Source organism: Nitrospira sp., from assembly GCA_030653545.1.
GTDB lineage: Bacteria > Nitrospirota > Nitrospiria > Nitrospirales > Nitrospiraceae > Nitrospira_D.
On sequence record JAURZE010000022.1, the window covers coordinates 221165 to 236425 of the forward strand.

Sequence of the window (15261 nt, forward strand, 5' to 3'; positions counted from 1 at the left end):
AAACCAACCTCGCTGACATTCCTAGCCCTAAGGTCAGGGAGGGTCACCTTCTGATCCAAACCTCACGATCACTGGTGTCAGCAGGTACCGAGCGCATGCTGGTGGATTTTGGCAAGGCCAACTTCATCGAGAAAGCTCGTCAGCAACCTGAGAAAGTTCGAATGGTGCTGGACAAGGTGAAAACTGACGGGATCATGCCCACGCTGGAAGCGGTCCGGAACAAACTTGATCAACCACTGCCTATGGGCTACTGCAATGTTGGCACGGTGCTCGAGGTGGGAGCCGGGGTCACGGGATTCTCCATGGGCGACCGGGTGGCATCCAACGGCAAACACGCGGAAGTTGTCTGCATCCCCAAGAATCTTTGCGCCAAAATCCCGGACGCCGTGAGCGATGAAGCCGCCGCGTTTACCGTGATCGGAGCGATCGGATTGCAGGGGATTCGCCTGGTTCAACCCACACTGGGCGAAACAGTCGTGGTGACCGGCCTCGGATTAATCGGATTGATGACGGTGCAGCTTCTCCGGGCGCATGGCTGCCGGGTGCTCGGGTTAGACTACGATACCAGCAAACTCGACCTGGCAAGGAAACTCGGAGCAGAAACAGTAGACCTCAACCAGAATGCCGATCCCGTCATGGCCGCGATGGCCTTCTCTCGCGGCCGTGGTGTGGATGCGGTGATCATCACGGCCTCCACGAAGAGCAATGAGCCGGTCCATCAGGCGGCGCTGATGTGTCGCAAGCGGGGACGGATCGTGCTCATTGGAGTCACAGGCCTAGAGCTCTCGCGCGCCGACTTCTACGAAAAAGAACTCAGCTTCCAGGTGTCCTGCTCATACGGGCCGGGGCGATACGATACCCGCTACGAGGACGAGGGCCAGGATTATCCCTTCGGCCTCGTTCGCTGGACAGAGCAACGAAACTTCGAGGCAGTTCTCGACATGCTGGCAGATGACCGCCTGGAGACCGAACCGCTCATCTCCCATCGCATTCCGTTCGATCAGGCCGTCACTGCTTATGACCTTATTTCAAGCCGAGCCCCCTCGCTTGGAATCATCCTGCAATATCCCGAATCCGACAAGGCTTCCCAGCCTCGACTATTGGCCCGTACCATCCAGCTTTCGGAGACGACACCATCTGGCCGCCATCCCGGCGCACCGGTCGTGGGCTGTATCGGAGCAGGCAATTATGCGACACAAGTCCTGCTACCGGCCTTCACAAGCACCGGGGCCATTCTGAAATCGGTCGTGAGCAGTACCGGAGTCAGCGCCGCTCACGCCGGGCGCAAATTCGGATTTGCGGAGGTTTCAAGCGACAGCAAGAGTGTGATCGAGAGCCCTGATATCACGACAATTGTGATCGCGACCAGACATGACAGCCATGCGAAGCTTGCCTGCGCGGCGCTGAAAGCCGGCAAACATGTCTTTGTCGAGAAACCTCTGGCCATTACGCGCGAAGAATTGGAAACAATCATACAAACCTATGAGGCGGCATGCCTGAAGAAGGAAGGAACACCTCCTCTCTTAATGGTCGGATTCAACCGCCGCTTTGCTCCCCAGATCCAGAAAGTGAAACGCCTGCTCAATGGAGTCAGCGACCCAAAAACATTTGTCATGACGGTCAATGCAGGCAATATTCCCACCGAACACTGGACCCAGGACCGGATGATTGGCGGAGGGCGAATCATCGGCGAAGGTTGCCACTTCGTGGATCTGCTTCGTTTCCTGGCAGGATCTCCGATTGTTTCCGTTCAGGCCATGATGATGGGAGCTGCTGCTAGAGGAACGAGTCGGGACGATAAGGCAACGTTCACGATTGAATTCGCAGACGGGTCATTCGGAACCGTCCATTATCTCGCGAACGGGCATAAGTCGTTTCCAAAGGAACGTCTCGAAGTCTTCTGCGGTGGCCGGATACTCCAACTGGATAACTTCCGTAAGCTTCAGGGCTACGGATGGCCCGGCTTCAAAAAGATGAACCTCTGGCAACAGGATAAGGGGAATGCGGCCTGTGCCGCCGCTTTCATTCAAGCGATTCGGGAGGGAACTCCCTCGCCGATTCCATTCCATGAACTCGTGGAGGTGTCGCGCGCCACCTTCGATATCATGGACTCTCTGGCATAAGCTCCACACAGCCCATGAATCGGCTACTCCTATACGCGAGGACGGTAAAGCATCTTCGCTCCTCACAGATGCTGTATTTCGTCCGGCGACGACTGCTTCCCTCTCACGCATCACTCCGCACAGCCTCAGACCTTCGACTTCGTCCAGGCATCCATATGGCGACAGCTATCCATCCCGATGCCCCCATGCAATCTGATTCACATTTTAGCTTCCTCGGGCGTTCACAACAGTTTGAGTCTGGGAAACTCGGGTGGGCCGGCAAGGACATGCCGAAGCTTTGGCGATACAACCTGCACTATTTCGACTATCTCCAGCACCCTCAGCGTTCAATCGCAAATAAGTCTCACCTGATCTCTGATTGGATCGCGCACAATCCGCAAGGAACGGTAGACGCCTGGGAGCCCTACACAGCCTCACTGAGAATCGTGAACTGGGTCAAATTCTTTCTGTCACTGTCTACGACTTCTCTTGACCGGAATCATTTAGAGGAGGGAGGCACAAAAGGGGAGTTTCCTGCAGGGCTGAACCCCGAATGGCTCAGAAGTCTTTACCAGCAAGCGCTGTGGCTTGAGCAGAACATCGAATATCACATCCTGGCCAATCACTATCTCAAGAATAGCGTGGCGCTGTTCTTTGCCGGGGCCTATTTCCAGGGAGTGGATGCTGACAGGTGGCTCAAGAAAGGGGTGCAGATCCTGCGCGAGGAATTGGACGAACAGTTCCTTGCAGACGGCGGGCACTTCGAGCGAAGCCCGATGTACCATTCGATATGCGTGACGGATTATCTCGACGTGTTGAATCTCGCCCGCAACTCACAGGGAGTGCTATCCCCGGAGGATCAGGCCAGATTCGCAGAGAGAATGACAAGCAGCCTCGATTTTCTAAGCGACATGTGTTTACCCGACAAGGAGATTGCTCTTTTCAACGATTCCGCTTTCGGAATCGCCCCAACTCCCAAACACATCTTCGACTATGCCAAGAAGGTGATCGGGTATGAGCCGCCCGTGAGACATTCAGGCCTGACTATTCATAGCCACGCAGCGAGCGGCTACTTTGTCTGCCACAACGATCAGGACGCGATCATCATCGACGGCGGATCCATTGGCCCTGACTATCAACCGGGACACGCGCACTGCGATACCCTCAGTTTTGAATTGGCTATCGAGGGGCGGCGAGTCATCGTCGATAGCGGTGTCCACGACTACGAACCAAGCCGGGAACGCGCCTATGCCCGGAGCACCAAAGCCCACAATACGGTCGTGGTCGACGGGGGGGAACAATCGGAAATCTGGGGAGTCTTTCGCGTGGCACGGAGGGCCAGGCCGCTTGACGCCCGGATCGAGCGGCGGCCTGATGGATCAGTTTGGTTCACCGGCGCTCACGATGGGTACACGAGGCTTAAGGGAAGGCCGATCCACACGCGAAGCATCGCATATGATGGGAAAGAAACCTGGATTATTGAAGACCGGCTTGAAGGAAGCGGAGCTCACCGGATGGAAAGCTACTTGCATATCCACCCGGACTATCATGTTGAGAAGAATGGGGCCTCCTTTCACATCACTGAAGCAAACGGGAAGACTATTGCGATGATAGAGCCTGCGGAAGCTAACCCGGTGAAGATCGAAAGGGGATCATATTTCCCGGAATTCGGTCGGAAATATGAAAACGATGTGATGGTTTTCTGCTGTGCAGGAGTCGCTCCTCTCCGTCTCAGCTACCGTATCGCCAAGAAAACGGCCCTCAATCAATAGGACAACGATCCCCTATGCGAATTCTGTTTCTTTCACATTACTTTCCTCCTGAAGTGAACGCGCCGGCCTCCCGCACCTACGAACACTGCAAACAGTGGGTCAAAGACGGGCACGAGGTCACGGTCGTGACCTGCGCGCCGAACCATCCGCGCGGGACGGTCTATGAAGGCTATCGTAACAAATTCTTCCAGCGGGAAAACCGTGACGGCATTCAGGTCGTGCGGGTTTGGACCTATGTCACTCCCAATGAAGGATTTCTGAAGCGGACGCTGAATTATCTTTCGTATATGGCAGCCGCGATATTCGTGGCACCGTTTCTCTCACAGTGTGACGTCGTGCTCTCCACATCCCCCCAGTTTTTTAACGGACTGGCAGGCTATCTCGTCAGCCGCATGAAGCGAGCCCCCTGGATTCTGGAGATTCGCGACCTGTGGCCGGAATCGATCGTCGCCGTAGGCGCCATCACCAATCGCCCGATCATCCGCTTCCTTGAGGGCCTTGAACTCTTTGCTTATCGCAAAGCGGATCACCTGGTCGTCGTCACCGACGCCTTTAAGACCCACATGCTGACCAGAGGAATCCCGGAGCAGAAGGTGACGGTAGTCAAGAATGGCGTGGACTTTTCCCTCTACAAAAAGCCGTTGGCAGATTCCTCAGAACTGTCCAGGCAATTGAGGCTCGAAGGAAAGTTCGTCGCCTCATACGTCGGCACTCATGGCATGGCGCATCATCTGGAAACGGTCTTGGAGGCCGCCCAGATATTAGCCGAATGGAAGGACCTCGTCTTTCTGCTTGTCGGAGATGGCGCAGAACGAAACCGCCTTCTTGCCATGCGGGATGAGATGAAGCTTCAGAATGTGGTCATGCTCGATCAGCAGCCGAAAGAGCGCATGCCGGACTTGTGGTCTCTGTCGAGCGTGAGCCTTGTCCTTCTCAAGAAATCCGACCTCTTCAAAACGGTCATTCCCTCTAAGATCTTCGAGAGCATGGCGATGGAGAAACCCATCATCCTAGGAGTTGAAGGGGAGAGCGCCGAACTCGTGATGTCATCAGGCGGGGGAGTCTGTATCGAACCGGAGAACGGGAAAGCCCTCGCGGACCAGGTCTTGAAACTGTCTCAAGATCCCGCGCGATGTCGCGCACTCGGCACAAGCGGCAGGCACTCTGTGCTGGCGCATTTCGACCGCCAGGTCCTGGCGAGGAAGCTGACCGATGTCATGCAACGAGTCGTGAGCAAGGATTGAGCTGGGAAGAACGTTGAGGGCTGATGTTCCACATTTTATAGTCTGTGCTCTTTACCTTTCCTCCGGTCTCTAGCCTCACACTTCCCCCCAATACACGTATTTCGCTAGACTAAGTTTTTTCTTGCATAGACCGGTTTAATGTCATAAGGTTTTTAAGAACGTCGTGGAAGTGAGCTGCTTTATCCTCTGCACGGGTTTCCGGCTTCTTCGTTCGGCAGTAAAAAACTACATAGCTGAACTCTCTCCTCAGATACCCCAACCGGCATCTGCGGAGAAGCCGTTTCAGCTAAGAATTGTTATGTCAGTGAACCACAACTGAAGTATGGAGGTGTCTTATGAAGCAAATTAGTATGCGAATCGGATTGGGAGTTATCTTGTGCGGCTTGCTCGCCAGCCCGGCCACGGCAGCGCTCATCACGTACAACTTCACCGGCGATGTGGGTCACGTCCACTCTCAATTGTCGTCATCGTTCAGCACAAGCTCGAGTCCAACAGCGATGTCTGGGTTTGTGACGCTTAACACAGCCGACACAAATCTCAACACCAAGGTGGGCAACTATACCGTCACCAATTTCAACGTGACCATCGGCGGCTACACTGCGACCATGGGAACATCCGGTCTGGTCGAGATCAAGGATGGGACACCAGGTCTTGATAGAGTGACTGGGACCATCAATGCACCTAATGGCCCTATTGTGAATTTCTTAGCACCAAGACTATTCGACGTTCAGTTGCGTGGACCGGCCAACACATTCAGCGGCGACGCCTTGCCGACTACCGCGCCGAGCATTTCAGCCTTTACCAACTTCAACCGCTGGCGCCTGGTCTTTGGTCCTGGCGATGGGAAAGTGGTTCGTGGAACACTGACTTCCCTAACGGCGGTGCCGTTGCCGGCGGCGGTCATTCTGTTCGGCGCAGGTCTCGTCGCCTTGGCCGGTCTCGGAGCGGGGAGCTGGCGGCAGCGGAATACCAGACTCATCGCCTAAGTGACATCGGAATAGGCTTCATAGAACAGCCGGCGCGAAAGCGCCGGCTGTTCTGTTTTGCGCCCCCTCATCTCACCGCAAATGTGCATATCCATTACCGATCTGCGTACATTCTGTGCCGGTTGTGACTTGATTCAGGATTGAACCCTCCTCGTAGGTTCCTGCGCACAACCATCCCAAGCGGTCCGACCTTAGCCTTAATCTCAACCTTCCCATTCAGGAAAATGGCAAGTGAGGTTGGGAGCGCTTCTCAATCATTCTGACTTAGGATGTGCGGAGATACTTGGTCCAATCGAGGGTCTGCAACCGGAGAGTCGGTTTCATCGCCTCGAAGTCAGCATCGCAGTGAATCAAGGTCACCTCGTGTTTCATCGCGGTCGTCGCGATCAGACAATCTGCTGCTGAAGGAGACACGCCGTGCCTTCTGAGACTCCCAGCCAGGTCCCACGCAATCTCCCACCACTCCGGGTTGAAAGGGAGCCGTGGCACCGGAGCAAACCATTGGAGGAGAGTAGAGGGCTGCTGGGACTTGACCAGCCCTGTCATCAGTTCAAGAAGGATCCACTCCGTGACGGCCGTCTGTCCCTCGATGATTAACGGTTTAAGTCTGGCCTGGATCTCGGCGTTCCCCGCCGGACGAAGCGCATGGATCCAGATAGAACTGTCAACGAGATACATGGGAAGGTCGTTTATGCCGTTGGGAGCGGAGTTGGCCGGGCGTCAGGTCGAGTGGAATGGTGCCCAGCGCATTGGCTAGCTTCTCCAGCTGGCTGCGCTGAATGACCGTGCGCAGGCTCGCCTCCACCGTGCCTTTGATCGTGTCTGTGCCTAGCATCTTCTGTGCTTCACGTAAGAGTTTCTGATCAATCTCAACCGTTGTCTTCATATCGACGTCCCTCCGTTCCCAGGCGAAGACTGCCCATACAATACCCTTCACCTATATGGGTGTCAATTGAAGAAACACCCATATCGTAGCATCATGGTATCTGAAATTGGGCAAGAGACGGGGGCACAGAATTCCCGGCAAGCCATCCATCTCGCCCGTCACGGTGAATTGAGGGACATCGAAGGAAAACACTGTACCTATACTTATCTACTACCGATCTGCGTACATTCTGTGCCGGTTGTTGCCCGATTCAGAATTGAACCCTCCTCGTAGGCTTCTGCACACAACGGTTCCAAGCGGCTCATTTTCACCCTCTGCATTTCCAATACGTTAGCTCCTTCCAGCCATGGCCTGGCTCTTGCTGAACCCCCTGGCTGTGCGCATGTACCACCTCTACAAGGAGTCTGACTTTATGCAGAAGAACAAACAGTCGACGATCAAAGGGCTTTTCCTGCCGGCGATCGCGCTGTGTTCCCTGGTCCTATCAGGGAACGTGGCCCAAGCAGCGCTGGTGAGCTATTCCTTCACAGGAGGAGTCAGCAGCATCAGCGGAGCGCTGCTCTCGCCCACGATGAACCTGACTTCACCCGTGACGGGGTCGTTCGAATTCGACAGTGCCACGGGCGGGGTAGGCGGCAATTATCCCGGCGCCGTGAAAGCTATGACTGTCGCCATCGGCGGCTATAGCTCGTCGTTCGCCCCCGGAGCCAATGCTGTCACCATTTCTCAGAACGGCAATCTGGGCGGCGGACTCACCGGAGACCGTTGGAAGCTGGTGACTGCGGCGATGGGCCTGCCGGTGAATGGCTACACCCCGCTCAGCTTCGATCTCCATCTGGATCGGGAAGGCGGCGGGTTGTTCGGCAATACCACCCTGCAAAATCCGCCGAGCTTGAGCTCCCTCACGGCCACCAGATGGCGCCTCATCTTTGAGAACGCCGACGGGCACATCGTGACGGTGCGCGGTGCGATCAACAGCCTGACCGCCGTGCCGTTGCCGGCCGCCGTGTTCCTCTTTGGAGCAGGGCTCATCTCGCTGGTCGGTCTCGGCGCAGGAGGCTTGAGAAACCTCCGCGGCACTCAGCAGGCCTAGGCTCATCGCCATGAGCACAGACATGGGCTTGGCGCCCCGTCACAGGGACACGCCAAGCCCTTTGTCTATCCGAAGTCGGTTTGAGGCTAGAAGCGTGAGGAACGTTAGAGGCGGATGGCTGGAGGCGTGAAGAAAAGTTGGAGGGCCCACTGCAGGTGATTCAAACCTCAGACCTCCAACCGCCGCCCTCCAACAAGCTCGGCCGCGATAAATGATTGCATATACTCAGCGCCGATTGATGGTCAAAATAGATCACAGTTGGGAAACTACGTACATGCCCTCTGAAATTCTACTAAGAAGGTTGCCTTACAACAGTCAATCTGGTATCCAGATAGATATCCTCTACGCGGTCACTCTGCTGTAGATCCATCACATCGGGCGCATCGTTATGAGCAGCAAGCTTTTACTAGGCTTCAGCGGAGTTCTTGCCACAGTTTCACTGGGCTACCTCTACTTTGAGAGCCTGGTGTTTCTGTTCAACCATTGGATCGGGAGCGACGACTATAGCCACGGCATGTTCGTCCCTCTCATCAGCCTCTTTCTCATCTGGCAATCGCGGCACCGCATCGCTGCCGCGGGCATCGCCGGTTCCTGGTGGGGCATGGCCATTGTCCTCGCGGGCCTCTTATTGTATCTGGTCGGGGAACTCGCCACGCTTTATGTGCTTCAGCACTTCTCCCTCTGGATTGTGCTCGTGGGACTCGTGATCGGCGGGATCGGCCTTCAGGCTAGTCGTACGATCGCCTTTCCTCTTGGTTATTTGCTGACCAGTATTCCGCTGCCCACGTTCTTATACGCCGGTCTGTCGAGCCAACTGCAGTTGTGGTCATCGGCGCTCGGGGTCGGCTGTCTGCAACTCGTCGGCGTCACGGCTTTCCGTGAAGGGAACGTGATCGATCTGGGCCCGGTGCAGCTCCAAGTCGTGGAGGCCTGCAGCGGAATCCGCTATCTGCTCCCCCTGACCTCGCTGGCGCTGCTCTGCGCCTATCTGTTCAAGGATCGGATGTGGAAACGCATCGTACTTGTCCTCTCGTCGATCCCGATCTCGATCCTGGTGAACGGGTTTCGCATCGGCATGATCGGCGTGCTCGTCGAATGGTACGGGCAGGAGGCATCCGAAGGCTTCGCCCATCTCTTCGAAGGCTGGGTCCTGTTCATGGCCAGCCTTGGCCTGTTGATTCTGGAAATGTGGGTCCTGGCCAGGATCGGATCGGATGGTCGATCCGTATCTCTTCAAGACCGATTCACGTGGAGTGGAGACAGGGTTGAGGTTAGAGGTATGAGGTCTGAGGCGCGCATTAAGACGTCAGAGGTCCGCGGTTTAAGTCCTGAGACAATGGCCACTCACGTCCAACCTCAAACCTCAAGCCTCCAACAATCTTCCATTCCCTCTAACCTCCAACCTTCAGCCTCAAGCCCTCTCCGCCCCTCTAACCTTCGGCCTTTTACCTCCAACACTGTTTTGCTCGGACCCGCCTACCTCTTCAGCGTGGCGCTCTTGATTCCCGTGGCATTCGCCTCGTCCTTCCTCGGCCAGAGAGTAGAAGTCCCGCCTGACAGAGCGTTGTTCGTCGATTTCCCTATGCACATCGAAGAATGGACCGGCACATCCTTGTCGCTGGAGCAGCAGTACATCGACGCGCTGCGGTTCGACGACTACGTGTTGGCGGAATATCGCCATGGCGGCAGCCAGCCGGTGACGTTCTACTCGGCCTACTACCGATCGCAGCGAAAAGGGCAATCGGCCCATTCTCCGCAGAGCTGCCTCCCCGGCGGCGGATGGGAAATCTCCTCGATCAAAAACTTGGCGTTCGCTCCGGTGCCCGGCATGGCGCAGCAGCTCCATGCCAACCGCGCCGTCATCGAGAAGGGCAATCAGAAACAAATCGTCCTGTACTGGTTTAAACAGCGGGACCGCATTCTCACCAGCGAGTACCTGGTGAAATTCTATTTATTCTGGGATGCCCTCCTGCGCGCGCGAACCGACGGAGCGCTGGTGCGTATCGCCTCTCTTGTCGGGCCGGGCGAAACCGAAGAGATGGTCGATCAACGGATGCGGCAGTTCGTATCAGCCATGCAACCCGAGTTGAACCGGTATGTGCCGGATTGATGAGATGTTGGAGGTTAGGGGAGAACGCATTGAAAGTTGGAGGTTTGAGGTTGGACGTTAGAGGCTCCGGATTCCCATCTGGCCTCCAATCTCACACCTTTAGCCTCAGGCTATTAAGACTATGACTAGCGAACTTTTTTTCAGCTTCATGACCTCGCTGCTCATCTGCATGGCGTTGATTCCGCCGTTGCGGATGCTGGCTGACCGGTTCCATTTTATGGATCAACCGGGCGAACGCAAGGTGCATCAACACCCGGTTCCCCGAGTGGGAGGCATTGCCTTCGCGGCGGGCGCCTGCGTCAGCATCGCCTGGTGGGCGCCGAAAGATATCACCACGCTGTCGGTACTCCTGGGCGGATTGATCATCCTGGGATTCGGCGTCTGGGATGACCGGGTGGATCTTGGCTATCGCCCCAAACTGCTTGGACAACTCCTGGCCGCCCTCGCAGTCATTCTCATCGGAGGCATCCGTTTCGAGAGCATGCCGTTCCTCCTCGATGCCGAGCTGCCGCTGTGGGTGAGCATCCCTGTCACGGTCTTGTTCCTCGTGGCCGTCTCGAACGCAGTCAATCTTACTGACGGCCTCGACGGATTGGCCGGGGGACTGTCTTTCCTCACGCTCTGCGGAATCGCGTATCTTGCGCATCTCTCGAACGACTCGCTGGTGCTCTTGCTGGCCGTTCCCTTCATGGGAGGGCTCCTGGGCTTCCTGCGATACAATACCTATCCGGCCAGAATTTTCATGGGAGACGGCGGCAGCCAGCTGCTCGGATTCATGATGGGGGTCCTGGCGATTCTCCTGACCGATTCCGCCAGAGGCCCGTTCAGTTCTTCGCTTTCGCTCTTTCTGCTGGGCCTGCCGTTCCTGGATACGCTGGGCGTGTCGGCTCAGCGTCTGGCCGAAGGACGATCGCCGTTCGTCGGAGACCGTACCCACATTCACCACAAACTCATGGCGATGGGCCTGCACCACTACGAAGCCGTCACGGCCATTTATGGGATCCAGGGTCTCATGGTTGCCTCGGCCTATTTCCTGCGCTGGCAATCGGATATCTTGATCATCCCTCTGTACCTCGGACTGGCCGGCATCGTCCTGGCTCTGTTTATCGCCGCAGGCCGGGGCTTCTTTGCCAAACCGGCTCCGGAGGGGGCGCTGGTCCGTTCCGAGCAATGGCTCGAAGAAGTCCTGAATCGTCACTGGCTCCATGATTTGCCCATTCGCTTCCTGGCCATCGTGGTCCCTCTGTTTCTGATTGCGACGGTGTTTCTTCCGGCCGAGGTCCCGCACGATATCGGCTACCTGTCGACCGGACTGTTTCTCATCGTCCTGCTCGGGCTCGCATTTATTCCCCGGCTGGCGCCCTATTTTGTGCGCGGAGGGCTCTATCTCGGCAGCACCTGCCTGCTGTATGTCAGCGACGCTTCCTGGTTGAAGGCGGTGTTTCCTATTCCCGCGACCTATCATCTCCTGTTCGGCGCCATGGCGATCATGGTCCTGCTGACCATGCGCTTCGACAGCCAAAGCCGGTTCCAGACCACTCCTCTGGACTACCTAATGGTCTGCCTCGCCGTCGTTTTCCCGTTCCTTCCGGAACTCCATGCGGACATCTCGTCACTCGGTCTTTTCGCGGGTAAACTGATCGTGCTGTTTTTTTCCTTTGAGTTGCTCCTCCACGCATTTTCTGATCGAGTCAAGCAACTCGGGCTGGTCTCCCTCTGGGTGCTGTTCGGTTTGGGGATCAAAATGTGGCTGTGAGCGGGCGGGGGAATGTTGGAGGTTTGAGGCAGAGGAATGCTTGAGGTAGATAGTTGGAGGGTAGAGGCCTAGAGAGAGGGGCAGGAGCAAAGCGTGGGAGCTTGAAGTTTGGAGAGTTTAAGCGAGAGGTCCTTGCGTCAGACCTCTAACCTTGAGCCTCTAACCTCAGACCTCAAGCGTGTTTATCGCGCAACACAAAGGTAACACCATGAACTACAGAAACATCATCATTGTGAGTATGGCGGTCGTCCTCGTCGCCTGCGGCGGGCCGGAAGAGCGCAAGGCCAAGTATCGGGCCAAGGCTCAAGACTATCTCACGGCTGGGAACTATCCGAAGGCGCGGGTGGCCTTGCGCAATGTGCTGAAGATCGACCCGAAAGACGCCGATGCCTACTTCCTCTTTGCGCAAGTCGAGGAAAAGGAAAAAAACTGGCGCAACGCCGTGGGTCTTTATCAGGAAGTGATCGAACTCGTTCCCACCCACAGCGCCGCGCTGATCACCCTGGCCAAGTATTATCTGGAAGCCCGTCTGAGCGACCAGGTGGTCGCGACCGCCGACAAAGTTCTCGCAAACGATCCTCGGAATCCACAAGCCCAGGCACTGAAAATCGCCGTCCTGGCGCTGGAGGGATCGCTGCCGGAGGCTACTCTCAAAGGGGAAGCCCTCGCCAAGGAGTTTCCCACAGAGCCGGACGTCGCGATCCTGCTGGCGACGCTCTATGGCCAGCAACGGCGAACTGCGGATGCCGTCGCCGTTCTTCGGCTGGCGTTGGATGCCCATCCGAAGGATATGGATCTCCTCAATAATTTGAATTCGATTCTGCTCCAGGCCAAGGATCTCGCCGGCGCGGAATCTGTGGCCCGCCGCATGATCGATGCAGAACCGACGGTGTTCGATCACCGATTGAGACTGGCCCGGCTCTACGACGGACAGGGTGCCCCCGAGAAGGCGGAGACCGTCTTGCGCGAGGCGATCGCGCTCGACCCTCAGAGTGAAGAGCGCCGGCTTCTGCTGGCCGATTTTCTCCAGACCAGGAAGAACGCTCGCGCTGCGGAGCAGGTGCTCCTGGACGCGGCGAGCCACTTGTCCCATTCGACTAAACTTCGCTTCGGCCTGGCGGAGTTCTATCTCAAGAACGGACAGGAGCCTCAGGCCCGCGAACAATATCAAGCCCTGATCAAAGAGCATAAGGACAAGGCGGCCGGTTTGGACGCCACGGTTAAGCTGGCCGAACTGGACCTCTATGCGGGAAAACCGGCCGATGCGAGCCGGCAGATCCAAGAAGTCTTAAAGATCAATCCTCGATCGACCGAGGCGTTGGTGCTCTCCGGACGCATGGCCCTGGCAAAACGCAACGGCAAAGATGCCGTGCAGGCCTTCCGAACTGTCTTGCACGACCAGCCTGAATTGGCGACCGTCCATTTTCTGCTCGGTCAGTCCTATCAGATCACCGGAGAGATCAACCTGGCGAAGGAAAGTTTCGAGCGGGCTGTCGCCCTCTATCCGGGACAGGTGGATGCCCGCCGCTCTCTGGCTGCGCTCGAAAGTCAGAGCGGCAGACCTCAGCAGGCCCGCGCCAGGCTCGACGATCTGTTGAAGCAACGGCCCGACGACCTGGCCGCGCTCGACATGCTGATGAACCTGGATCTTGTGACTAAGAATTGGACGGAAGCAGAACGCACGCTCGAACGGCTCAAGTCCGTTTCCAAGGACAGCGTCGTCGCGGCTATGGCAGAAGGCCGACTGCGGGAGGCGCAGGGACAGCTCGGACAGGCAAGCATGGCCTATGAGCGGGCGACGGCGCTCGCGCCGAATGAACCGGAGCCGCTCCTATCACTCATCAAGCTGGATATCGCCCAAGGCCATACCGAGAAGACCAGAACCAGGCTGGAAACGCTGGTGGCCGCGCAACCTCATCATCCGTTCGGCCACGGCCTGCTGGGCGAAGTCCTCGCCATGACCGGCCACCCCAACGAAGCCGACAGCCAGTTCAAAGAAGCGACCAGGGTCAACCCCAAGTGGATCACGCCCTGGCTCGATTGGGGAAGCCTCTGGCTCGCCCAGAAGCAGCCGGATCAGGCGGTCCAGGTCATCCAGGCCGGTCTCACGGCCAACCAGGACAGCGAAGAGTTGTACATGTTGCTGGCCCTGGCCCATACAGCCAATGGTCGGGTCGATCCGGCCATCGCGGCCTACGATGGGGCATTGCGCTTGAATCCTCGCAACGTACTGGCGGCGAACAATCTTGCGGTGATGCTCGTCGATTCCAAGGGGGACCCTCAAAGTTTGCAAAAGGCCTTCGCGTTGAGCCGCGACTTCGAAAAAGACGCGCCGCACCCGCTCTTTCTGGATACGCTGGGTTGGGTCCGCTTCAAAATGGGGCAGCTGGACGAGGGACTACGGGTCATGAAGGATGCCGTCGCCAAAGCGCCGGAGGTTCCGACGCTGAACTATCATCTCGGAATGGCCTACTTCCAGACGGGCAAGACAGCCGAGGCCCGTACCCACCTGGCCAAAGCACTGAAGAGCACTGAATCGTTCCAGGGGAGACAGGAAGCGGAACAGACCCTGTCGCAGATGAAAGGGTAGGAGCCAGTGGAAAAGATGCCAGAGGTTAGAGGTCTGAGGTTTGAGGCCCGGGCAAGCATGTTAGAGGCTCATGGTTTGAGGTCTGAGGCAAGGGAGTTAGAGGGTCGAGGATTGAGGCCTGCACTTACCCCCTTACTCACCAAGCTGATTGCATTTGTAGTAGCAGTGATTAGCTTGATGCCCGGTTGTGCCATGGCTGCGCCGCCGGTTGTGCCTCAAGTCGATCCCGGGTATCGCCTCGGAGCGGAAGATGTCATGCTGATTTCGGTCTGGAAGGATGAGCAGCTGACGCGAGAAGTCGTGGTTCGTCCCGACGGTATGTTCTCGTTTCCTCTAGTCGGGGATATCCAGGCCGAGGACCGGACCGTTGAGGAGATTCGGACAGATCTCGTCAAACGACTGGTCAAATACATCCCGAACCCGAATGTCTCCGTCGCGGTCATGAAGGTGCTCAGCTACAAGATCTATGTCGTCGGACGGGTCAACAAGCCGGGAGAATACCTGATCGGCCACTACACCGATGTCCTGCAAGCATTGAGTCTGGCGGGAGGGCTGACTCCTTTCGCCGCGGAAAACGACATCAAGGTGATCCGGCGGGTGAGGGGACAGCAGCAGGTCTTCCCGGTGCGCTACGGCGATCTCCGCAAAGGACAGGATCTGGAACAGAATATTCTCCTCCAGCGCGGTGACACCGTGATGGTGCCATAGACAATGCGATGGAG

The 15261-nt window shown here is 56.9% G+C and carries 11 protein-coding genes; 9 read left to right on the top strand and 2 right to left on the bottom strand.

What is annotated here, in order from left to right:
• Window positions 1-95 precede the first annotated feature (95 nt).
• From Q7U39_07850 to Q7U39_07865, 4 genes are all read left to right on the top strand, one after another.
• Window positions 96-2123 carry a bi-domain-containing oxidoreductase gene (locus Q7U39_07850; GenBank protein MDO9117854.1) on the top strand — a complete coding sequence of 676 codons (2028 nt, stop codon included), beginning with the start codon at window positions 96-98 and terminating at the stop codon, window positions 2121-2123.
• 155 nt (window positions 2124-2278) lie between these two features.
• Window positions 2279-3874 (top strand): alginate lyase family protein, encoded by a 1596-nt coding sequence (locus Q7U39_07855; GenBank protein MDO9117855.1) that lies wholly within the window; start codon window positions 2279-2281, stop codon window positions 3872-3874.
• A 14-nt stretch (window positions 3875-3888) separates the two neighbouring features.
• A complete protein-coding gene (locus tag Q7U39_07860) occupies window positions 3889-5118 on the top strand; it encodes a glycosyltransferase family 4 protein (protein ID MDO9117856.1) in 1230 nt (409 codons plus the stop codon).
• Window positions 5119-5453: 335 nt separating this feature from the next.
• Complete coding sequence (locus Q7U39_07865) at window positions 5454-6104, top strand: hypothetical protein (protein ID MDO9117857.1); 651 nt, start codon at window positions 5454-5456, stop codon at window positions 6102-6104.
• Window positions 6105-6368: 264 nt separating this feature from the next.
• Here Q7U39_07865 and Q7U39_07870 read toward each other — a convergent pair whose 3' ends face one another.
• Together Q7U39_07870 and Q7U39_07875 are read right to left on the bottom strand one after the other, a co-directional pair.
• A complete protein-coding gene (locus tag Q7U39_07870) occupies window positions 6369-6782 on the bottom strand; it encodes a PIN domain-containing protein (protein ID MDO9117858.1) in 414 nt (137 codons plus the stop codon).
• Entirely contained in the window at window positions 6769-6990 is a 222-nt protein-coding gene (locus Q7U39_07875) for a type II toxin-antitoxin system VapB family antitoxin (protein ID MDO9117859.1), read from the bottom strand. The genes Q7U39_07870 and Q7U39_07875 overlap by 14 nt, the downstream gene beginning before the upstream one ends.
• 412 nt (window positions 6991-7402) lie before the next feature.
• On the opposite strand from Q7U39_07875, the gene Q7U39_07880 reads away from it, so the two are divergent.
• The 5 genes from Q7U39_07880 to Q7U39_07900 all read left to right on the top strand — a co-directional run bounded on the left by Q7U39_07880 (window position 7403) and on the right by Q7U39_07900 (window position 15247).
• Window positions 7403-8083, top strand: coding sequence for a hypothetical protein (locus Q7U39_07880; protein ID MDO9117860.1), 681 nt, complete (start codon window positions 7403-7405; stop codon window positions 8081-8083).
• A gap of 388 nt (window positions 8084-8471) precedes the next feature.
• Window positions 8472-10193 (top strand): EpsI family protein, encoded by a 1722-nt coding sequence (locus tag Q7U39_07885; protein ID MDO9117861.1) that lies wholly within the window; start codon window positions 8472-8474, stop codon window positions 10191-10193.
• A 121-nt stretch (window positions 10194-10314) separates the two neighbouring features.
• Window positions 10315-11949 (top strand): MraY family glycosyltransferase, encoded by a 1635-nt coding sequence (locus Q7U39_07890; GenBank protein ID MDO9117862.1) that lies wholly within the window; start codon window positions 10315-10317, stop codon window positions 11947-11949.
• A 208-nt stretch (window positions 11950-12157) separates the two neighbouring features.
• Window positions 12158-14539: a tetratricopeptide repeat protein gene (locus tag Q7U39_07895; protein ID MDO9117863.1), complete on the top strand. Its 2382-nt coding sequence runs from the start codon at window positions 12158-12160 to the stop codon at window positions 14537-14539.
• Between the two features lie 165 nt (window positions 14540-14704).
• Complete coding sequence (locus tag Q7U39_07900) at window positions 14705-15247, top strand: polysaccharide biosynthesis/export family protein (GenBank protein ID MDO9117864.1); 543 nt, start codon at window positions 14705-14707, stop codon at window positions 15245-15247.
• The last annotated feature ends 14 nt before the right edge of the window (window positions 15248-15261 follow it).

Excerpts from the sequence above, each read along its gene's own strand:
- Q7U39_07850 (MDO9117854.1), top strand. The coding sequence starts at position 96 with ATGCTGGTGGATTTTGGCAAGGCCAACTTCATCGAGAAAGCTCGTCAG.
- Q7U39_07855 (MDO9117855.1), top strand. The coding sequence starts at position 2,279 with ATGGCGACAGCTATCCATCCCGATGCCCCCATGCAATCTGATTCACAT.
- Q7U39_07860 (MDO9117856.1), top strand. The coding sequence starts at position 3,889 with ATGCGAATTCTGTTTCTTTCACATTACTTTCCTCCTGAAGTGAACGCG.
- Q7U39_07865 (MDO9117857.1), top strand. The coding sequence starts at position 5,454 with ATGAAGCAAATTAGTATGCGAATCGGATTGGGAGTTATCTTGTGCGGC.
- Q7U39_07870 (MDO9117858.1), bottom strand. The coding sequence starts at position 6,782 with ATGTATCTCGTTGACAGTTCTATCTGGATCCATGCGCTTCGTCCGGCG.
- Q7U39_07875 (MDO9117859.1), bottom strand. The coding sequence starts at position 6,990 with ATGAAGACAACGGTTGAGATTGATCAGAAACTCTTACGTGAAGCACAG.
- Q7U39_07880 (MDO9117860.1), top strand. The coding sequence starts at position 7,403 with ATGCAGAAGAACAAACAGTCGACGATCAAAGGGCTTTTCCTGCCGGCG.
- Q7U39_07885 (MDO9117861.1), top strand. The coding sequence starts at position 8,472 with ATGAGCAGCAAGCTTTTACTAGGCTTCAGCGGAGTTCTTGCCACAGTT.
- Q7U39_07890 (MDO9117862.1), top strand. The coding sequence starts at position 10,315 with ATGACTAGCGAACTTTTTTTCAGCTTCATGACCTCGCTGCTCATCTGC.
- Q7U39_07895 (MDO9117863.1), top strand. The coding sequence starts at position 12,158 with ATGAACTACAGAAACATCATCATTGTGAGTATGGCGGTCGTCCTCGTC.